This window comes from Hymenobacter swuensis DY53 (assembly GCF_000576555.1).
Taxonomy (GTDB): Bacteria; Bacteroidota; Bacteroidia; order Cytophagales; family Hymenobacteraceae; genus Hymenobacter; species Hymenobacter swuensis.
Genome location: NZ_CP007145.1, coordinates 2,716,702 through 2,735,776, shown reverse-complemented (window position 1 = coordinate 2,735,776; position 19,075 = coordinate 2,716,702). Strand labels below are relative to the sequence as shown.

The window sequence follows — 19,075 nt, the reverse complement described above, 5'->3', positions numbered from 1 at the left end:
CGCAAAACGGGAGGCGAAGTTAGGACTCCAAACGGCAAGTATTCGGCCAGAATACGGAGAGTACGCAAAAAAAGTCGGCGTTGGATTGTGGAAAAAGGTGAAGAACGGCATCAGACGGGTAGAAATCATATTCTTTCCGGCCTATGTCTTCATTCTTACGACCGTTTTTTTTGTGCCTGATTCTGTTGGTAGGGGCCTTCTCCGCCCCGGCTCAGCGGCTGGCCAGTGCCCGTCAGCAAAGTTATCTGACCAAAGTATTCCGACTTACCGATCCGCAGACCCGTCACCTCTACGAGCACGACCTGAGCGCCGTCCGCCCGGAGTTTTTCGCCCAGCCCGTTGATTCGTTTCCGACGGCTACCGCCGACAGCCTGGGCCGGGCGCGACTTAGCCATCTGCCGGCGGGCTACTACCTGGTGGTCCACACCGAAGGTCCGCAGCTGGTATTCTGGCTGCACGCCCGCACCGGCCGGCAGCTCACGGTGCTCGATAACCAGGTAGACCTCACGCTGCTGCTGCGCGACTCGCTGGGCCAACTGCTGCCCGATGCCCGGCTGGTGTTGCCCCGTGGCCGCACCATTCCTTTCGATGCCGCCACCCAAACCTACCGCCTGTCCGGCCGCGCCGGCCGGCCCGGGCTGCTGGCCGTGGAGCAGGGCGGGCGCACCACCTACCACGCCCTAACCCAGACGTTTCCGGCTCGGCGGGTGCGAGGGCAGCAGGTCCTGACCTGGCGGCGGGTGTACCAGCGGGTGGTGTTTGGCTTTCCGCTGGGCTACCTCACCCGGCCGGTCCGCACGCTGGCCGGGCAGCTGCGCCACGCGGCCTACACCCATACTGGCCCCGTCGGGCTGTTGCGCTCCGCTTTCAGTGCCGATGTGCGGGAACAGCGCCAGGACGCCCGCGCCGGCCGGCGTGGCGCAAAATGGCGGCCCTACCTGGTGCTGAGCAAGCCCCGCTACCGCCCCCAGGGCGACACGCTGCAGCTGAAGGCTCGCGTGCTGCACCGCTACGGCCGGCCCTATCGCCGCCCGCTGGAACTGCGCCTCACTGCCGAACAGGATAGTAAATCCCGTTTCGTGGCCACGCTGCGGCCCGGCCCCAGCGGCTCCTACGAGTACACGCTGCCGCTGCTCGATACCTTGGGCCTGCGCGCCGATCAGACCGTGCGGGTAGCTCTCACGCCGCCGGGCCGCCCCGGTCAAACGGTGGCTTCAGGTAGCTTTCGGCTGGAGGATTACGAGCTGAAAAACACCCGCTACACCCTGCGGCCCGCCGAAACTACGCACCGCGCCGGTACCACGCAGGCCCTGTTTCTGCGCGGACAGGATGCCAACGAGCTGAACCTGCTGGAGGCGCGGGTGCGCCTGAGCGTGACGCCCGCCGGCGTGGGCCGTTTCTCTGGCCGCCAGGTATTCGTGCCCGATACCCTCTGGACTCTAGCCCAACCCTTGGATGCCACCGGCGAAACCCGCCTCAACCTGCCCGCCACGGCGCTGCCCGCCGCCAACCTCAATTATCAGGTGCAGGCCGTATTCCTGAACGGCGACAATGAGCGCCGCACCCAGGCCGTCACGGTGGCGTATGCGCTGGAAGAAGGAGAGCTGCAACTGGCCCTGCAGCAGGATTCCGTTGTGGCCCGCTACGTGGCGGGGGGGCAGTCGCGGCCCGTCTCGGCTACCTTGGAAATTACCACCAGCACCCCCGAAAAGGGCGAAGCAACTACCCGCGAAACGGTACCGCTGCCGCTACGGCGGCTCCTGGATCCGCGCGCAACCCGCTACCGCCTCACCGCCGGCCCGCTGCCCGCCGCTGAGCTGCTGCTCTCAGCCGATAACGCCGCCCTGCTGCTGCGCTCCGACCGTACGCCGGACTCCATCCGGCTGCGCGTAGAAAACCCGCGCCGACTCTGGTTCTGGTACTACCTCTACCGGGGCAATGCGCTAGTGCAGCGGGGCTACGCCACGGAGCTGGCCCTGCAGCTGCCTGCCCCCGGCCCCGAAACCTGGTACGCCTCGGTGCACTATTACTGGGCTGGGGAGCTGCGCACGGCCGAATATAACGTGCCGCTGCCCCAGCACCAGTTAGTCATTGAAGCCGACCAGCCGGAGGTGGTATATCCGGGCCAGAAAGTGCAGTTGCGCTACACCGTGCGCGACGGCGCGGGCCGCCCCGTGCCCCGCGCCGACCTCACGGCCTACGCCCACACCAGCAGGTTTGAAACGCCAATGGCCCCGGAGTTGCCTGATTTTGAGCCGACCGTACTGGGGCGTGTTTCCGTGCGGCGGTTCGGGCTGGGAGCGGGGTTTGAAAACCAGGCCGCCGAGCCCGCGCGGCAGCCCTTGCCCTGGGGCGCGTGGCGGCAGCGTCTGGGGCTCGATTCGCTGCGGTTCTACCGGTTTTTGTACCCCGATTTCGGCGCGTTCTACGACTATCAGCCGGCTCCCGGCGGTATCACTCAGTTCGCGCCCTTCGTGGTCGATTCGGGCCGGGTGCAGCCTACGGTGGCCGTGTACGTGGATGGTCTGCCGGTGTACATGGCGGCCGTCAACGGCGACGAGCCCTTTGCTTTGGTGGCCGACAGCGGCCACCACGCGGTGGCCATCCGCACGCCCGACCGCCTCATCACTCTCCGCGACGTGTACCTGCGGCACCTGCACAAGCTCACGCTCAGCATCGACCCGAACCGGCCCTGCCGGGAGCTGACGGTGGAAAAGCGCGGCCCCGTAACGCCCGCCGAGCAGGCCGAGCTGGCGCGCTTCCTGCTGCTGCTGGACCGCAGTAGCTACCAGGAGCGGGTGCTGTTGCGCCAAGGCAACCGCCTCCAGGCCCTGGGGGCGGGGCTACCGCAGCTGCCCAACCGTCCGCCCCGCCCGTACCGCTACCCCTACGGCTCGGACAACCTCACGCTGCTCGGCGGCCCTTTTCGGCCCGATTCGGTGCTGCTGCGCCGCTCCGATGGCCTGCGGCAGAAGTTTCTGCGGGAACCGGGCTACCGCTACACTTTCGCGGCCGGCCTGCTGAAAATGCGCTGCGTATCGGGCACTGATGCATTCGGAAACCTGGGTGCTTCGGTGGCGTTTGCGGTGCTGCCGTTTGCGGATTTCGCCCTCACCGAAGCCGATCTGCAGCCTCGCCCCGCTACCAATTATTACCAGCCTCCGCGCCGGGAGCCGCTGCTGCCCGCTCCCGGTAGCACGCCCCTCGGGCAGGGGCGGGTGGAGGGGCGTTTGCCCGTGTCGGGAGTTACGGGCCGCTCGCTGCTGCCGCCGGTGGCCTACACGCTGCTCACCCAGCCCGGCAACCGGCAGTTCAGCCGCCTGCTGCGTTACCTGCCCACGCCGCTGCACGCGCTGCCGCCCGGCCGTTACCGCCTGGCCCTGCTGCTGGCCGACAGCTCTATTCTCGCGCCCGCCGCCGACCTGCACGTACAGGCCAACGGCACCACCTATGTACAGCTCGATTCGCTGGACTGGCATCCGCGGGGCCCGGTGCGGCAAGCGTACTACCGCCGTTTTCAGGCCGAAATCCGGGCGCGGCTGCTGGCTGAACAGCCGGCTCCGGTAGCCCAGTTGGACGACCGTCGCGAAATTCCGGTGGCCAACCCCGTCATTCCTCAGCCTGGCTGGCGGGTGGTGCGCGGCCAGGTAACGGACCGCGCCAGTGGGGAAGGTCTGCCCGGCGTGACGGTGCTGCTGAAAGGCACCACCCACGGCGTCAGCACTAATTCGGATGGCAGTTTTTCTATCTCGGCTCCACCTGCCGGTGGCGTTCTGATCTTCTCCTCCATTGGCTACATGAGTATGGAGCAGCTGGTGGGAAGCCAGGTGCTGGATGTGGCTCTGACGACCGATTCCAAGCAGCTCAGTGAAGTAGTGGTAACTGGCTACGGCAACCAGAAGCGGCAGGAGGTGTCGGGTGCGGTGGCTTCAGTTGGTATGGCCCAGGGGTTGATGGGCAAAGTGGCGGGCCTCACAATCCAGACGTTACCCAACGGCAGTACCCGCGTTACGTTACGCGGCAGCCGGAACGCAACCGGCATGGGGGAGGCCCTGCTGATTGTGGACGGACTGCCCTACAGCGGCTCAATGGCCGAATTAGACCCCGAAAATATTGCCAAAGCAGAGGTGCTCAAAGCCGCGTCGGCTATGGCCATGTACGGTTCCCGGGCGGCCAATGGCGTACTCATCATCACCACCAAAAACGGTGTGGCCGGCCGCCCCGCGCCCGGCCTCAACGGACAGCCCGAGGCGCTGGGCCCCGACGGATTGCCCGCTGCCTCCGGCCGCGACCCGCGCCTGGCGCTGCGCCGGCGCTTTTCCGACGTGGGCTGGTGGCGGCCCACGCTCATCACCGACCAGCAAGGCGAGGCCCGTACCGAGGTCATCATTCCCGATGACATTACCGGTTGGGATACCTTCGTGCTGGCTTCTGATGACCACGCCCGCACGGGCACCTTCACTCAGAAGCTCCGCTCCTTCAAAGCCCTGATGGGGGAGCTGGCCGCCCCGCGCTTCCTCATTCAGGGCGACCGGCCCCAGGTAATCGGCAAGACGCTCAATTACCTGCCCGATACCGCCCAGGTAACCACCAGCTTCCGGGTGGGGGCGGGGCCGGCTACCACGCGCCAACACCGGGTAGTTACGGCCGTGCTCGATACGCTAACCTTCACGGCTCCCACCGATGCGGACTCGGTGGCGGTGAGCTTCAGCCTGCTCCAGCCCAACGGCTACCAGGATGGGGAGCTGCGCCAGCTGCCGGTGCTGCCCGCCGGTACCCGCGAGCGGGTGGGCACCTTCGCCATCCTCACCGCCGCCGACACCACGCTGACCCTGGCTGTCCGTCCGGACCTGGGGCCCGTGACGGTGCGCCTGGAAAGCGACCCGCAGCCGGTGCTACTCGATGAAATCCGCCACCTGCAGGGCTACGCTTACCTCTGCAACGAGCAGGCCGCCTCCAAACTTACAGGGCTGCTGCTGGAGCAGCGCATCCGGGCGGGAATGCAGCAGCCGTTCAAGGGCGGCCGTGACGTGGAGCGGCTCATCCGGCACCTGCTGCGTGGCCGTCATCAGCCCGAGCAATTATGGGGTACCTGGCCGACTTCGCCGGTGAGTGCCTGGGCTACGGTGCATGTGGTGGAGGCACTATTGCAGGCCGAAGAGCAGGGATATAAGGTGGCCCTCGATAAGGCCCCGCTGCGCCTCTACCTGCTCGGGCAGCTGGACGAAGCCTTTGCCGACGCCGCCGTGCGCCAGTCCTTGGGCCGCGCTGCCACGGGGTATTTCCGCACCGAAGACGACCGGATCCGGCTGCTGCAACTGCTGCACCAGCTCGGGGCCAGCCCCGATTTTCCGACCCTTGTGCGCCGTCTGGAACAGGAGCGGCGGGGCCGCCAGCCCCTCGACCGGTACCTGGCCCTTACCCGGCTCCGCCAGCAGCTGGGCCTGCCGTACCAGCTCGATACGTTGCGCCGCTACCGCCTGCGCACGGAGTTGGGGGGCATGTTCTTCGCCGATACCCTGCGCCCCGGCACCTTCTTTCGATACCTGCTGCCCGACCGCTTGGGCAGTACGCTACTGGCTTACCAGCTGCTGCGCGCCCAGGGTGGACAGGAGCGGGAGCTGCTCCACATCCGGACGTACCTGCTCCAGCAGCGCCGCTTTGGCGGCCATTGGGCCAGCACCTACGAAACCGCCCGGATTCTGGCCACCATCGGCCCCGACCTGGTGGTGCCGGCCAGCGGCGGCCTCACGGCCCGGGCGCAGCTCAGCGGGGGCCTGAGCCGGGAAGTCAGCCGGTTCCCGTTCGATACCACGTTTGCCGCCGCCAGTTCGCTCACCTTGCGCAAGCAGGGCGGGCTGCCGGTGTACGCCACGGCGTACCAGTCGTTCTGGAACCCCGCGCCGACGGCCGTGGCCGCGCCGTTTGTGGTGCGCACCCGGCTGGCCGGGCAGGAGGGAGGCCGCATCGGGCTCAAAGCCGGTCAGCCCGCCGAGCTGGAAGTGACCGTGGACGTAAAAGCGGAGGCGCGCTACGTGCTGCTGGAGGTGCCCGTTCCGGCCGGTTGCTCCTATGGGGATAAAGTCAGCGGGAACCCCTTCGAGGTGCACCGGGAATACCTGCGCCATCAGGTGGGTATTTTTATGGATGTGCTGCCGGTGGGCCGCCACACCTTTCGGGTAGCGCTGCAACCTCGTTACCGGGGCCGCTACACCATCAACCCCGCCAGAGCCGAGCTGATGTACTTCCCCACCCGCTTCGGCCGCTCAGCCAGCAAGCAGGCGGTAGTGAAATAGAGGAGTGACAAAGAAGAGAACGTCATTCCGAGTGTAACCGGAGGCGAAATCGAGGAATCTCGCGTGCTGATGTTGCCATACTATTCATCATACCCGAAATGACATTCTTTCCTCGTCACTAATTCATCATCCCCCTCACGGCTTCGTATACTTGGGCCGGATTCCCTTTTCTATCCCGTTATGACATTTCCCTCCTCCGAAGCCCAACTCCGCGCCTCCCTGTTGGGTCTGGCCGTGGGCGACGCGCTGGGCGTGCCCGTAGAATTCCAGAGCCGTCCTGCCCGCCGCCTCGACCCTGTAGTGACGATGCGCGAATACGGCACCCACTACCAGCCCGCCGGCACCTGGTCCGATGATGCCTCCCTCACGTTCTGCCTGGCCGAGGCCATTGCCGATGGCTTTAGCGTAGCCAAAGCGGCCGACTACAGCCGCCGCTGGTACTACGAAAACTTCTGGACGCCCCACGGCCGCGTATTTGATATTGGCATCACCACCCGTGAGGCCCTGAGCCGCCTGCAATCCAACCCCGACCTGATTCTGGCCGGCGGCACTGATGAATACAGCAACGGCAACGGCGCCCTGATGCGGATTCTGCCCCTGGCCTTCTACCAGCCCGAGGCCCCGCTACCGGAACGGTTTGCGCTGATCCGTGAGGTTTCGGCCGTCACCCACGGGCATATCCGGTCGGCGGTGGCGTGCTTCCTGTACCTGGAAGTAGCCCGACACCTGCGCGGCGGCCTGACGCCGGCCGCCGCCTACGCCGCTATGTGCCAACAGGCTCCGGCCCAGCTCCTGGAACTAAAGATTCCGGCTCATGAAGCCGACAAGTTTGAGCGCATCCTCAGCGGCCGTCTGCCGAATGTATCAGATAAGGCAATTGATAGTGGTGGCTACGTAATGGCCACGCTGGAGGCCAGTCTCTGGTGCCTGCTCCGCCACGAAACCTATGCCGAAACCGTGCTGGCCGCCGTCAACCTCGGCGACGACACCGACACGACCGGAGCTGTAACCGGCGGCCTGGCCGGCCTGTACTACGGCGAGGCCGCCATTCCGCCCGAGTGGCTACAGGTACTGGCCCGCTGTACCGATATTGAAGACCTTGCGCACCGAGTGGCCAAGCAAGCCAGCTAAAAAAGGTTCTCCGGATTTATCCGGAGAACCTTTTTTGTGTTTTTACAGGAGGTGTGTACCCGGAGTAGGGTGCAATCTGAGTGAAGAGGGGCTTACGGCTGCTGCCAGGTGCGCACGTAACGGCCCTGACGGTCGTAGCGCTGGGCCTGCTGGTCCACGTCGAAAGCGGTGTCGCGCACATCGGTGCCGGTGCCGGCAATGTATTTCCAGTTTCCCCAGTTCGAGGCCGGGTCGTAATCGATGAGCTGGTGCTCAAACCAGGCGGCTCCCCAGCGCCAGTCTTGGTGCAGATCATGGATGAGGTAGCTGGCCACGTTCTGGCGGCCGCGGTTACTCATGAAGCCGGTGGCGGCCAGCTCGCGCATATTGGCATCCACGAAGACATTACCGGTACGGCCCTGGGTCCAGCGCTCAAACACGGTGCGGTCGGGGTTGATGGGTTTCGGCAGTTGGTCGCGCAGGCCGCGCCAGCGGAAGAAGTCGACCCCGGCGCGTAGGGCTAGCAGCCGGAAATAGTCGCGCCACAGCAGCTCCAGGCGCAGCTGCATGGCCCCCTTGCTGCGGGCCCCGTGGGTGGCATCATAGTCGTCGATGGCGGCCCAGATCTGGCGGGCCGAGAGGCTGCCATTAGCTAGCCAGGGCGAAAACTTGGTGCTGAACGCCTCCCCCAGCAGTTGGTTGCGGGTGTCGTCGTAGCGCCCGATGAGGTGGCGCTCCACGGCGTAATCATGCAGGCGGGCCAGGGCAGCGGTTTCGCCCCCGCCCAGCGCGGGCAAGGCCGAGCGCCGGTCGCGGAGCCGCCCGACGGGAGCCGGCTGACCCAGCGCGGCTGCCAGCGCCGCGGCCGTAGGCAGCACGGTCGGCGTAAAGCCCGTGGGCAGCGGCGGCAACTGGCTGGGGGCAGGCTCCGCGGGCCGCACCGTCATTTTGGAAAAGACATCAAACCGGAACTTGCTGAACGAATAGGGCAGGCTGCGCACCGGAATGGGCAGATCGTGGGGGCGTAGCAGCGTCAGGGTTTCGAAGAAGCGCAAGGGGACTTTCGGGCTCAGGGCGGCTTCCAGCGCATCTTCGGTTTCCCATTCCTCGGTGGTGTGCTCAGCGCTGGCCCAGATGGCTTCGGCCCCTGCCTGCCGGGCTAGGGCAGGCAACTCTTCCTCGGGCCGACCCACCACAAAGTGAATGCCGCTGCCCAGGGCGGCGTAGCGCTGCTGTAGATCGGCCAGGGTTTCGAGAAGGAAGGGCAGCCGGTGCGGGCCGGTGCGCGGTAACTCCAGGTAAGGGTCGGGCCCCATGGCTACGGGGTCGAAGCAGTAGACGGGCAGCAGGGCCGTGGCGTGGGGCGGCAGGGCTGTCAGCACGGCGTTGTCGTGCAGGCGCAGGTCGTTGCGCAGCCAGTACAGAACGGTCATCAGGCAAACAGCAGCTTGGTTAAGAGGCTAACAGGTGACCCGGCGAATCTTCCCGGCCCTTGTGCTCTGCTTTTTCCTGGAATGCTGCTCCCTTGAATCTGAAAGAACGTAATTCCTCGCATGTTCGGAATTACGTCTTGGTTGTCTAATACGCTCTCAGCCAGCCGGAAAAAGCAAAAGGCCCTTCAGATTGCTCTGAAGGGCCTTTGCGGTCCGGACGGGACTCGAACCCGCGACCTCCGCCGTGACAGGGCGGCATTCTAACCAACTGAACTACCGAACCAGTTCATCTTACCGGGCAGACCGTGTGTCCTTCCGTTTTGATGATACAAATATAGAAGGCCGGTTTTGACCGTGCAAACAAAAAACTGCCTTGGCTGCCTATTGTACGGGTTTTTGCGGAGGTATTGTTCTGTTCCTAAACAGGATAGCGGCTGAAAAAAAGTTTTAAATAATTTTCTAATCTGTTCTGCTGGTCTTGAAAAACAACTGTCCGGATACAGAAGTACATAGCAATGCGTATTTGCCAGCTGGAGACTGGATTGGCCCTGGGCTAAAAAGCAAAAGGCCCTTCAGATTGCTCTGAAGGGCCTTTGCGGTCCGGACGGGACTCGAACCCGCGACCTCCGCCGTGACAGGGCGGCATTCTAACCAACTGAACTACCGAACCAGTTCATCTTACCGGGCAGACCGTGTGTCCTTCCGTTTTGATGATGCAAAAGTAGAGGGCCGGATTGGACTATGCAACCGTGCGGCGGAAAAAGATTGAAAAAAGAAGCCAAAAAACCTGTTTCAGGCTGGCTGTCAGAGAGAAAATTTTTTAGAGAAAACGGCCCAGGCGGGCAGCGTGCGGTATCCGGCCCTTCGCTTACCTTTGCTTCCTTCTCTTACCTACCCATCGCACCTTCAAACGACGCACCCTGCCGTGGCAATGCTCCTCGATTTCGAACAACCAATTGCCGCTCTCGAAGGCAAGCTCCGCGAAATGCAACAACTGGCCCTCGACAGCCAGGTAGATGTTTCGGAAGCAGTAACGGCCCTCGAAGCCAAAATTAAAGCCCTTAAAAAGGAAACCTATCAGAACCTGACCCGCTGGCAGCGCGTGCAACTCTCACGCCACCCTGACCGGCCCTACACCCTCGACTATATTGAGGGCATGAGCGAGAAGTTCATTGAGCTGCACGGCGACCGGACGGTGGGCGATGACAAGGCTATGGTGGGCGGGTTCGGCGAAATTGATGGCCGCTCGGTGATGTTCATCGGGCAGCAGAAGGGCCGCAACACCAAGCAACGGCAGTTCCGCAACTTCGGTATGCCCAATCCCGAAGGCTACCGCAAGGCCCTGCGTCTGATGAAGCTGGCCGAGAAATTCGGCAAGCCCATTGTAACCCTAATTGACACGCCGGGCGCGTTTCCGGGCCTGGAGGCCGAGGAGCGAGGCCAGGGCGAGGCCATTGCCCGCAACCTCAAGGAAATGTTCCTGCTGAAGGTGCCCGTCATCTGCATCATCATTGGTGAAGGAGCTTCGGGCGGAGCTTTGGGCATTGCCATCGGCGACCGGGTGCTGATGCTGGAAAATACCTGGTACTCGGTGATTTCGCCGGAATCATGCAGCAGCATCCTGTGGCGCAGTTGGGACTATAAGGAGCAGGCTGCCGAAGCCCTTAAGCTCACGGCCACCGACATGCTGGGTAACAAGCTCGTGGACGGTATTGTGAAGGAGCCCCTGGGCGGTGCTCACACCGATGCGGCCACGATGATCAAAACCCTCAAAAAGACTATCCTCAAAACCCTCGACGAGCTGGAAGCCCTGCCCACCGAGGAACGCATCAGTCAGCGCATCGACAAGTTCTCGAATATGGGCGTGGTGCTGGAGTAACCGCAAGCGGTTAAACAACTCCTTGTCATCCTGAGCGGAGCGAAGGACCCCATCACAGTTGAACGAATCGTTGCAATGTGATAAGGTCCTTCGCTCCGCTCAGGATGACATTTTTTTATTCCTTTACCGTCTCAACCCCACCCACTCCTTATGACCGTTCATACACTCGATACCGGCCTGTTTAAACTGGATGGCGGCGCCATGTTTGGGGTGGTGCCCAAAAGCATGTGGCAGAAGCTGGTGCCCGCCGACGACAACAATATGTGTACCTGGGCTTTGCGCTGTCTGCTAGTGGAAGATGGCAACCGCCTCCTGCTGGTAGATACGGGCATTGGGAGCAAGCAAGACGACAAGTTTCGGGGGCATTTCTATCTGCACGGCGACGATACGTTGGAAAACTCGTTGCAGCAGCGTGGCTTTACCTCCTCGGATATTACCGACGTGTTTCTGACTCATCTGCACTTCGACCACTGTGGTGGTGCCGTAGTGCGCACGCCCGACGACAAGCTGCAACTGGCCTTCCCCAATGCCATGTACTGGAGCAACCAGGCCCACTGGGACTGGGCCGTAACGCCTAATCCGCGCGAAAAGGCCAGCTTTCTGAAGGAAAATATACTGCCCATTCAGGAAAGCGGCCAGCTACAGTTTCTGAGTTCTTCAGCAGGCGTTCCTACTGCTCTGTCCAGCATCCGGGAAATTATGTACGTTGACGGCCACACCGAGAAAATGATGCTGCCGGTACTCAGCTACAAAGGCCGGACGCTGGCTTTCGTGGCCGACCTGATTCCGAGTGCCGCCCACGTGCCGCTACCCTACGTAATGGGTTACGACGTGCGTCCACTCATGACGATGCAGGAAAAAGAGCACCTGCTGCAGCGGGCCGCCGCCGAAAACTGGGTGCTGGTGCTGGAGCATGATGCGCAGCACGAGTGTATTACAGTGCAACACACCGAGCGAGGTATTCGGGTGGCGGAATCATTTCGGCTGGCCGATTTGTAAAGCTGAGTTCAATCAATAACAACAGCCGCCTGAGTGCCCGTTGGTAGTGCACGTAGGAATCTTACATATAGGTGCATAGTTGTATGAATGCTCTGACGCAGACAAGGAACGAACCACCAAAAGTACCTGTCCTGGGACTGGCGTTATCGGGTGGCGGAGCGCGGGGCATTGCCCACTTGGGCGTATTGGCAGCTCTCGACGAGCTACAGTTACCCATTGGCCGGCTGGCTGGGGTATCTTCGGGGGGTATTGCGGCGGCCTTTTACGCGGCGGGCGTGTCGCCCCGCGAGATTTTGCGGCTGTTGCAGGAACTACGCATTTCGCGCCTTACCCGTATTGCTCTCAGCCGCTACGGATTGCTGCGCATGGATGCGGTAGGTGTGCTGTTTGAGCAGCACCTGGGAGTGGGTTGCACCTTCGAGCAGCTGCGGCTGCCGCTGACTCTGGTAGCTACCGATTTGCTGGCGGGCTGCTCAGTGCGGTTTGCAAGTGGGCTGCTGGTGCCGCCGCTGCTGGCTTCCTCGGCCGTGCCTATTCTGTACCGGCCGGTAGAATATCAGGGGCGGCAGCTGGTAGATGGCGGCCTGCTCAACAACCTGCCCGTGGAAGCCCTGCTTGACCCGCTGCAGCCGGAGCTGCGCGTTGTGGGGGTGCACTGCAACCCGCCCAATCCCGAAGCGCAGGTCAACAACTTCCGGGCCCTGGTGGAGCGTACCCTAAACCTGGCCATTGGCGGCAACACGGTGGTAAGCAAACAGCAGTGCCACTTGCTGCTGGAGCCGCCGGAACTGTGCCAGTACCGTACCATGAGCTTCCGGCGGGCCCCGGAGCTATTCGATATCGGCTACCGGTACACGCTGGAGCAGGCCCGGGCTTTGGAAAACCTGCTGTGCTAAGGTGGCAGCGGGTGCTTACGGGGCAATTTTCTAGCTTTGGGATACGGTAGCCTTCCCAAACCCATCCGGCTGCTGCTTTTACCTGATTATGGCGCGTAAAACTTCTACCTTCTGGTACTACATTTCGAAGGCTATTTTTGCCGTGGCCGGCTGGCGTCTCGGGCCGCAGGTGCCGCCTGAAATCAAGAAAAGCATGATGATTGCCGCGCCGCACACCAGCAACTGGGACTTCATTTTCTCTCGGGCGGCTTTCTTTCTGATGGATGTCGACGTGAAGCTCACCATTAAAAAAGAGTGGACGACCATTCCGGTGCTGGGCGCGTTGGTGCGCAGTTTGGGCGGGCTGGCTGTGGACCGCAGCCGCAACAACAGCCTCGTGGATGCCATGGTGCAGCTTTTTAAGGAGCGAGACGAGTTGGTGATTCTCATCACGCCCGAAGGCACCCGCAAGTACCAGCCCAAATGGCGCAAGGGCTTCTACCACGCTGCCCTGGGGGCCGGCGTGCCCATTCTGCTCGGCTACCTCGATTATAAGAATAAGGAAGCCGGCGTCGGCTCTGCCTTCTGGCCCACCGGCGACTACGAAAAGGATCTGGAAGAAATCAAGGCGTTCTACCGAACCAAGCAGGGGCGCTTCCCGGAAAAGGGCGTGCGCTAGGCACGGCGGATGCTACCAGCAACAGCAGCGGCGGAAAGCAGCGGTTCGGCCGGCTGGTTTTCCGCCGCTTCCGTTATCTTGCCATGTGCACGCTTTACTTCCGCCTGCCGCTGCCTCATGGAAAAGCTACAAACCCTGGTCTGGCTGCTGATTGGGCTGGGCGTGTTCATCTGGCGTATGGTGCAGAAGGCGCGGGCCACCACCCAGCAGGAGCAGCGGGAGCGGCCCCGTACCACCGGCAAAGTACCGCCGTTGCCCAGCGGGAGCTTTGATGAGTTGCTGAAGCAGATGCAGGCCCAGAACCGTTCGGCTGCGTCCCCAACGGCCGCTCCGGTTACGCCGGCCGGCCGGCCGCTGCCCCGGGAAACCACGCCGCCCGCCCGCAGTCTGGAGCGCACCGAAACGGCCGCCCGCTCTCTGGAGCAGCCTATCACGGCCCGCTCGTTGGAAGTGCCGCGCCGTGAAGCTCGCCTAGCGTCCTCGCTGCCCCGTACCAACACCCAGCACGGCCAGGAGGACTACTGGAGCCGGCAGCCACGCCCCACTCAGGCCCGGGAAACCCGCCGTACCGTCACCGACATGCTGCAAAACCCCGCCGACGTGCGCGCCGCCTTTGTGCTGGGTGAGATTTTGCAGCGGCGGTTTTAAGCAGGTATGCTGGCTGACTTGGCCGGCGGCAGTATGTTTGTGGAGGTAAACTTCTGGTTGCTGCTACTCCTGCGTCAGGGCGTACGTGACCAAGTTGGCACCCATTTTCAGGGCCGCATCGTGGGTGGCGGGAGCGTCTTCGGGGTAGGTGCCCAGATCTTCCCAGCCGTTGCCTAGGTCGCACTCGAAGCTGTAGAAGCACACCAGCCGGCCTTTGTACAGCAGCCCGAAGCCCTGGGGGCGCTTGCCGTCGTGCTCGTGTACTTTGGGCAGGCCCCTCGGAAACTGAAACTTCTGGTGGTATACTGGATGGGTGAAGGGCAGCTCCACGAATTCCAGCTCGGGAAAGACCTTTTTCATCTCGGGCCGGATGAATTTATCGAGGCCGTAGTTGTCATCGATGTGCAGGAAACCGCCGCCGATAAGGTAGCGGCGCAGGTTACGGGCCTCGGCGTCGGTGAACGTCACGTTGCCGTGACCGGTCATGTGCACGAACGGGTAGGTGAGCAGCTCTGGCGAATCCAGCTCCACGGTGGCCTCCTCGGGGTCGATGTTGGTGCGTAGCGTCTGGTTGCAGAAGCGGATGAGGTTGGGCAGGCTGGTTTTGTTGGCGTACCAGTCGCCGCCGCCACCGTAATGCAGCTTGGCAATACGGAAGCTGGGAGCAGTGGGCGGCCCGGCGGCCGTAGTGAGCAGCGTGAGTAGAAGTAGAACGGGAAGCAGGTATCGGAGCATTATCCGCGGGGAATAGTAAGATTGTAGTGCCAGCCGGCAAGCCGGCGCGGTGGGCAGTTCACCAACCGCGCGCCGCCAGGCGGCAAGGTACCGAATACCTCGTTTGGTCGGAACCCTGCCCGGTATCCTTCACTACATCGTTATCCGCAAAAAGATGCCCGGCAACAGTTGCTTCAGTTCCTGCAAAGCACCGGCTCCGTGAACCCGGCCCAGGCCGAGGAAATAGCGGCACATTTTCAGTACGTGGTTTTGCGGCCCCAGGAGTTTCTGCTGCGGGCCGGGCAGGTAAGCAATGAGTATCTACTGCTGACGCACGGACTGGTGCGGGCGTTTGCCTACGATACCGAGGGGCGCGACATCACCACCGGCTTTTTCGGCCGGGGCCAAGTGGGGCTGGAGATATCGTCGTTCTTCTCGCGCCAGCCTTCCCAGGAAAACCTGCAGGCCCTGACCGATTGTGCCGGCTGGCAGTTGCGGCACGACCAGATGAACGCCCTGTTTCACGGCCGCAATGAGTTCCGGGAGTTTGGGCGGGCCGTTCTGGTACGCGGCTTTGCGGCCCTCAAAGCCCGGATGCTGGCGACCATCACCCAGCCGGCCGCCGTGCGCTACGAGCAACTGCTGCGCACGAGTCCGGAAGTGGCGCAGTACGCGCCCCTGAAGCACATTGCCTCCTATCTGGGGGTGACGGATTCCTCCCTGAGCCGAATCCGAAAAGGGCCAGGGCCGCCCCGCCAGACTACTTGCCATTTGGCAAGTAGTCTGGCGGGGCGGAGCAGTTTCTTTGTCGGGTCGATTTCCTTTGCATAACGCTACGCCTCATGGCTCAGGTCCCTATCCTCCTGTACATTGCTTTTGGACTGACCACTGTTTTGGCGGTGTGGCTGTTTTGCCGGGCCGTACCGCGCCGCGCGCTGGTGGTGGCCGCCGGGCTGGCCTTGTGGCTGCTGGGGCAGGGGGTACTGGCCCTGACGGGTTTCTACACGAACACCCACGCGTTACCGCCCCGCCTGCTCTTGGCCGTGGGGCCGCCCTTGCTGGTGGCGTTGCTGCTGGTAATCACGCCGCGGGGTCGCCACCTTCTGGCCCAGCTGTGGCCCGACGCCCTGACGCTTTTTCACGTGGTGCGGGTGCCGGTGGAAGTGGTGCTGTTTGGGCTGGCGCAGTACCGGGCGGTGCCGACGCTGATGACCTTTGAAGGCCGCAACTGGGACATCCTGACCGGGCTGACGGCCCCACTGCTGTACTACCTGGTATTTCGCCGTCGGCAGCTAGGGCGGCGGGCTCTGCTGGTCTGGAACCTAGTTGGGTTGGGCTTACTGGTGAATATTGTGGCTCACGCGGTGCTGGCGGTTCCCTCGCCGTTGCAGCAGCTAGCTTTCGAGCAGCCTAACGTGGCCGTGCTGTACTTTCCGTTTGGCTGGTTGCCGGCCGGCGTAGTGCCCCTGGTGTTGGTGGCGCACCTAGCGGCTCTCTGGCAGCTGCGGCAGCCTGCCTGGGAGCCCGCGGGCGTAGCGTAGCCGGGTTACTCGGGTGCCAGCTCCCGCGCTACGTGTACCGTGTGTACGGCTGCTAAGGCGGCCGTTTCGGTGCGTAGCCGGGAGGCACCCAGCGTTACGGGCCGGATGCCGCGGGCAAAGGCCGCCGCAATTTCCTGGGGCGTAAAATCACCCTCCGGGCCGATAAGCACGCAGCAGCCGGAGCCCAGGGCCGCCACCCGGGCCAGTGGGGTCCGCTCGCCATCTTCGAGGTGGGCAATAAAGGTGGTTTCCGGGGCTACGGTGGGCAGGAAGCGGCCGAAATCCGTCAGCTCCGTGAGTTGCGGCAGCCACGCCTGGCCCGACTGCTTGAGGGCGCTAATGGCAATTTTTTCCAACCGGTCCAGCTTCATCTCCCGCCGCTCTGAGCGGGCGCAGCGCAGAAAGGTGATGGTATCCACGCCCATTTCCGTGGCTTTTTCCACCAGCCATTCCATCCGGTCGAGGTTTTTGGTGGGGGCCACGGCCAGGTGCACCTGGTAGGCGCGTCGTGCTACCTGCTGCGTCTGCACCACCCGAAGCAGGCAGCGTTTGGGGTTGGCCTCGGCTACAGCCGCCTCGTACACGCTGCCCTGGCCGTTCACCAGCAGCACCGGGTCGCCTTCGGTAAGGCGCAGCACGCGCACGGCGTGCTTGCTCTCGTCTTCGGGAAGTTGATACGTGGGAGCAGTGGTCAGGTCGGGGGCGAAAAAGGTATGCGGCATGGAGCAAAGGTAGGGCGAATCGGGAAGCTCGGGAATAACAACGGCCGGTGAAACCTCGTACCTCCAGGGCTGCCACTTGGCAGTTCCTTTCCACGCACTTAAGAAAACTATATGGCTACCAAACTCAAAAAACTGAAAGATCAGGTAATCGTCATTACTGGGGCTTCGTCGGGTATTGGCCTGGTAACGGCGCGCATGGCGGCGGCCAAAGGCGCCAAGCTGGTGCTGGCTGCCCGCAGCGAAGATGCTCTGCGCCAGCTTACCGAAGAAATCAACCAGGCGGGCGGTACGGCTACCTATGTCATCACCGACGTGAGCAAGCCTGAGGACGTGCAACGGCTGGCTCGCGAGGCCATCAGCAAGTTCGGCGGGTTTGATACCTGGATCAATAACGCCGGCGTATCCATCTATGGCAAGCTGGAGCAGGTGCCCGTGGAGGATATGCGCCAGCTGTTTGAAGTGAACTTCTGGGGCCTTGTCAACGGCTCTTTGGAGGCAGCCAAGCACCTGAAACCGAAGGGTGGAGCTATCATCAACGTAGGCAGTATCCTGTCCGATATTACGGCTATTCTGCAATCTATCTACTCCGCCAGCAAGCACGCCGTGAAGGGCTTCACCGACGGCCTGCGCATGGAGCTGGAAATGGATGGCGCACCCGTTTCGGTCACGCTCATCCAGCCTTCAGCCATTGATACACCTTATCCGGTGCACGCCAAAAACTACATGGAGCGCGAAGCTAAGCACGCACCACCCGCCTACGCGCCCGAAACGGTAGCCCGCGCCATCCTGCACTGCGCTGTTACTTCGGAGCGGGCAGTAGTAGTCGGGGGCGGCGGCAAAGCCTTCATCGGCATGGAGCACTGGACGCCCACGCTGCTGGACAAGTTCATGGAGAAGTCCTTCGCCCAGCAGGAAAAAGCCGATTATGCCCCGCGCCCGCTGCACCAGAATGGCCTCGACAAGCCTGTAGGGGCTTTGGAGGAGCGCGGCAACTACCCCGGCAGCACCCGTGAAACCAGCTATTATACCGAGGCCATGACGGCGGGCAGCCCTGCGTTGCGCACGGCTTTGCTGGTTGGGGCCGGTGTAGCACTGGCCGCGTGGTTGGGCACCGGCAAACGAGAGAATTAGATTATCTGGAAATAACATAAAAAAACCCCGCTGTACTGCACAACGGGGCTTTTTTATGATGTTGAGCTGCGGCAACCTAGCCCAATACGCCGTTCAGCAGGCCCGCCAAACGCACACCGGCTTCCACGATGCGCTGCTTCATCAGGTCAGCGTGGGCGGGGTAGTACTTATAGTCTACGTCGGTATCCGTGGGGGTTTCCTGGTAGAGCTTCTCGCTGGCGCTGTACGACTCCCATAGCCACTGCTCGGGCGCACTTTTCTGCAACGCATGTACCTGGCGGTTGGGTAGTTTTCGGTCGTACTGCTGGGCCATTTCGGTGTAGGTGAGGCCCTGATAGTCAATCAGACCACTGTCCCAGAGGCTGTGTAGGTTGGTGTCCTTGCCGCGGTATTTCAGCTTGATGTCGTTGCCTCCCTTGTCTTCGGCGTGACCCGTGTGCATGGGCTGGTGAATATCTCCCACCAGATGGACCACAAATTTGAGGGCCGATGCCCGCTCGGCGGCCGGCTTGCTTTCGTCGCCGAGGATGCGCAGGTTGGTTTCCAGGGCTGAGTAAGCGTTGGCGGTCGTCTGGGTTTTGACGGCCTGAATGTAAGCATCATGGGCCAAGCCGGAAGGCGTATTCACGTAGTGCCAGGGAGCAGTGTCCTTGAACTCCGGGTAATAGCGGATTTCATCAGGCCAGGTGCTCACCAGGGTGAGCGTTTCGGTACCCAGCAGTTCCTTCACAGCGCGGCGGGCCGAGCGGGAGAGGTGGTTTTCGGCAATTTTTCCCACGGCCCGGTGCCCATCAACGCCCCAGGCCCACAGGCTCAGCGGCGACAACAAACACAGGAGCAGAGGCAACAGACGCTTACGCATACAATCAGGAAAGAAGTAGGGTACGGAGAAACACAAACTTACTAGTTTTGGACATAGTCTATTACACAAAACTAGCAGGATGTATCGGGAGAAATACGCGCAGAAACGAGCAGTACAACTTTATACAGCTGGTAGTAGCCGGGAAGCGGTGTTGGTGATGCTGCAGGAAGAGGGCGCTGCCCCTGA

General features: G+C 62.5%; 14 protein-coding genes and 2 tRNA genes. 10 read left to right on the top strand and 6 right to left on the bottom strand.

Annotation, left to right across the window (positions count from 1 at the left end):
* The first annotated feature begins 143 nt into the window (after nucleotides 1-143).
* Nucleotides 144-6,296, top strand: a complete 6,153-nt coding sequence (locus HSW_RS13125; protein WP_155832966.1) for a carboxypeptidase-like regulatory domain-containing protein — start codon at nucleotides 144-146, stop codon at nucleotides 6,294-6,296.
* Between the two features lie 180 nt (nucleotides 6,297-6,476).
* Nucleotides 6,477-7,427, top strand: coding sequence for an ADP-ribosylglycohydrolase family protein (locus HSW_RS13120; RefSeq protein ID WP_044002302.1), 951 nt, complete (start codon nucleotides 6,477-6,479; stop codon nucleotides 7,425-7,427).
* 92 nt (nucleotides 7,428-7,519) lie between these two features.
* Here HSW_RS13120 and HSW_RS13115 read toward each other — a convergent pair whose 3' ends face one another.
* From HSW_RS13115 to HSW_RS13105, 3 genes are all read right to left on the bottom strand, one after another.
* Nucleotides 7,520-8,839 carry a DASH family cryptochrome gene (locus HSW_RS13115; protein ID WP_052346413.1) on the bottom strand — a complete coding sequence of 440 codons (1,320 nt, stop codon included), beginning with the start codon at nucleotides 8,837-8,839 and terminating at the stop codon, nucleotides 7,520-7,522.
* Nucleotides 8,840-9,048: 209 nt separating this feature from the next.
* Nucleotides 9,049-9,122 (bottom strand) — tRNA-Asp (locus HSW_RS13110).
* A 313-nt stretch (nucleotides 9,123-9,435) separates the two neighbouring features.
* A tRNA-Asp gene (locus HSW_RS13105) sits at nucleotides 9,436-9,509 on the bottom strand.
* A 261-nt stretch (nucleotides 9,510-9,770) separates the two neighbouring features.
* On the opposite strand from HSW_RS13105, the gene HSW_RS13100 reads away from it, so the two are divergent.
* The 5 genes from HSW_RS13100 (at nucleotide 9,771) to HSW_RS13080 (ending at nucleotide 13,919) form a co-directional block, all read left to right on the top strand.
* On the top strand, nucleotides 9,771-10,718 hold the full coding sequence (locus HSW_RS13100) for an acetyl-CoA carboxylase carboxyltransferase subunit alpha (RefSeq protein ID WP_044002301.1): 948 nt from the start codon (nucleotides 9,771-9,773) through the stop codon (nucleotides 10,716-10,718).
* A 150-nt stretch (nucleotides 10,719-10,868) separates the two neighbouring features.
* Nucleotides 10,869-11,717, top strand: coding sequence for an MBL fold metallo-hydrolase (locus tag HSW_RS13095; protein ID WP_044002300.1), 849 nt, complete (start codon nucleotides 10,869-10,871; stop codon nucleotides 11,715-11,717).
* 83 nt (nucleotides 11,718-11,800) lie between these two features.
* On the top strand, nucleotides 11,801-12,613 hold the full coding sequence (locus HSW_RS13090; protein WP_052346412.1) for a patatin-like phospholipase family protein: 813 nt from the start codon (nucleotides 11,801-11,803) through the stop codon (nucleotides 12,611-12,613).
* Between the two features lie 88 nt (nucleotides 12,614-12,701).
* On the top strand, nucleotides 12,702-13,271 hold the full coding sequence (locus HSW_RS13085; protein ID WP_044002299.1) for a 1-acyl-sn-glycerol-3-phosphate acyltransferase: 570 nt from the start codon (nucleotides 12,702-12,704) through the stop codon (nucleotides 13,269-13,271).
* 117 nt (nucleotides 13,272-13,388) lie between these two features.
* Entirely contained in the window at nucleotides 13,389-13,919 is a 531-nt protein-coding gene (locus HSW_RS13080) for a hypothetical protein (RefSeq protein ID WP_044002298.1), read from the top strand.
* Between the two features lie 63 nt (nucleotides 13,920-13,982).
* On the opposite strand, the gene HSW_RS13075 is transcribed toward HSW_RS13080, so the two are convergent.
* A complete protein-coding gene (locus HSW_RS13075) occupies nucleotides 13,983-14,654 on the bottom strand; it encodes a DUF4159 domain-containing protein (protein WP_044002297.1) in 672 nt (223 codons plus the stop codon).
* Nucleotides 14,655-14,822: 168 nt separating this feature from the next.
* Here HSW_RS13075 and HSW_RS13070 point away from each other — a divergent pair, with 168 nt between their 5' ends.
* Both HSW_RS13070 and HSW_RS13065 read left to right on the top strand, forming a co-directional pair.
* Entirely contained in the window at nucleotides 14,823-15,464 is a 642-nt protein-coding gene (locus HSW_RS13070; RefSeq protein ID WP_071883107.1) for a Crp/Fnr family transcriptional regulator, read from the top strand.
* Between the two features lie 11 nt (nucleotides 15,465-15,475).
* On the top strand, nucleotides 15,476-16,174 hold the full coding sequence (locus HSW_RS13065) for a hypothetical protein (protein ID WP_044002296.1): 699 nt from the start codon (nucleotides 15,476-15,478) through the stop codon (nucleotides 16,172-16,174).
* 5 nt (nucleotides 16,175-16,179) lie between these two features.
* Here HSW_RS13065 and HSW_RS13060 read toward each other — a convergent pair whose 3' ends face one another.
* On the bottom strand, nucleotides 16,180-16,896 hold the full coding sequence (locus HSW_RS13060; protein WP_044002295.1) for a 16S rRNA (uracil(1498)-N(3))-methyltransferase: 717 nt from the start codon (nucleotides 16,894-16,896) through the stop codon (nucleotides 16,180-16,182).
* Between the two features lie 111 nt (nucleotides 16,897-17,007).
* On the opposite strand from HSW_RS13060, the gene HSW_RS13055 reads away from it, so the two are divergent.
* Nucleotides 17,008-18,027: an SDR family oxidoreductase gene (locus tag HSW_RS13055; RefSeq protein WP_044002294.1), complete on the top strand. Its 1,020-nt coding sequence runs from the start codon at nucleotides 17,008-17,010 to the stop codon at nucleotides 18,025-18,027.
* A gap of 76 nt (nucleotides 18,028-18,103) precedes the next feature.
* Here the strand turns inward: HSW_RS13055 and HSW_RS13050 are convergent, their stop codons facing one another.
* Complete coding sequence (locus tag HSW_RS13050; protein WP_044002293.1) at nucleotides 18,104-18,889, bottom strand: S1/P1 nuclease; 786 nt, start codon at nucleotides 18,887-18,889, stop codon at nucleotides 18,104-18,106.
* Between the last annotated feature and the right edge of the window lie 186 nt (nucleotides 18,890-19,075).

Excerpts from the sequence above, each read along its gene's own strand:
- HSW_RS13055 (WP_044002294.1), top strand. The coding sequence starts at position 17,008 with ATGGCTACCAAACTCAAAAAACTGAAAGATCAGGTAATCGTCATTACT.
- HSW_RS13050 (WP_044002293.1), bottom strand. The coding sequence starts at position 18,889 with ATGCGTAAGCGTCTGTTGCCTCTGCTCCTGTGTTTGTTGTCGCCGCTG.
- HSW_RS13090 (WP_052346412.1), top strand. The coding sequence starts at position 11,801 with ATGAATGCTCTGACGCAGACAAGGAACGAACCACCAAAAGTACCTGTC.
- HSW_RS13100 (WP_044002301.1), top strand. The coding sequence starts at position 9,771 with ATGCTCCTCGATTTCGAACAACCAATTGCCGCTCTCGAAGGCAAGCTC.
- HSW_RS13085 (WP_044002299.1), top strand. The coding sequence starts at position 12,702 with ATGGCGCGTAAAACTTCTACCTTCTGGTACTACATTTCGAAGGCTATT.
- HSW_RS13075 (WP_044002297.1), bottom strand. The coding sequence starts at position 14,654 with ATGCTCCGATACCTGCTTCCCGTTCTACTTCTACTCACGCTGCTCACT.
- HSW_RS13120 (WP_044002302.1), top strand. The coding sequence starts at position 6,477 with ATGACATTTCCCTCCTCCGAAGCCCAACTCCGCGCCTCCCTGTTGGGT.
- HSW_RS13060 (WP_044002295.1), bottom strand. The coding sequence starts at position 16,896 with ATGCCGCATACCTTTTTCGCCCCCGACCTGACCACTGCTCCCACGTAT.
- HSW_RS13125 (WP_155832966.1), top strand. The coding sequence starts at position 144 with ATGTCTTCATTCTTACGACCGTTTTTTTTGTGCCTGATTCTGTTGGTA.
- HSW_RS13095 (WP_044002300.1), top strand. The coding sequence starts at position 10,869 with ATGACCGTTCATACACTCGATACCGGCCTGTTTAAACTGGATGGCGGC.
- HSW_RS13080 (WP_044002298.1), top strand. The coding sequence starts at position 13,389 with ATGGAAAAGCTACAAACCCTGGTCTGGCTGCTGATTGGGCTGGGCGTG.
- HSW_RS13065 (WP_044002296.1), top strand. The coding sequence starts at position 15,476 with ATGGCTCAGGTCCCTATCCTCCTGTACATTGCTTTTGGACTGACCACT.
- HSW_RS13115 (WP_052346413.1), bottom strand. The coding sequence starts at position 8,839 with ATGACCGTTCTGTACTGGCTGCGCAACGACCTGCGCCTGCACGACAAC.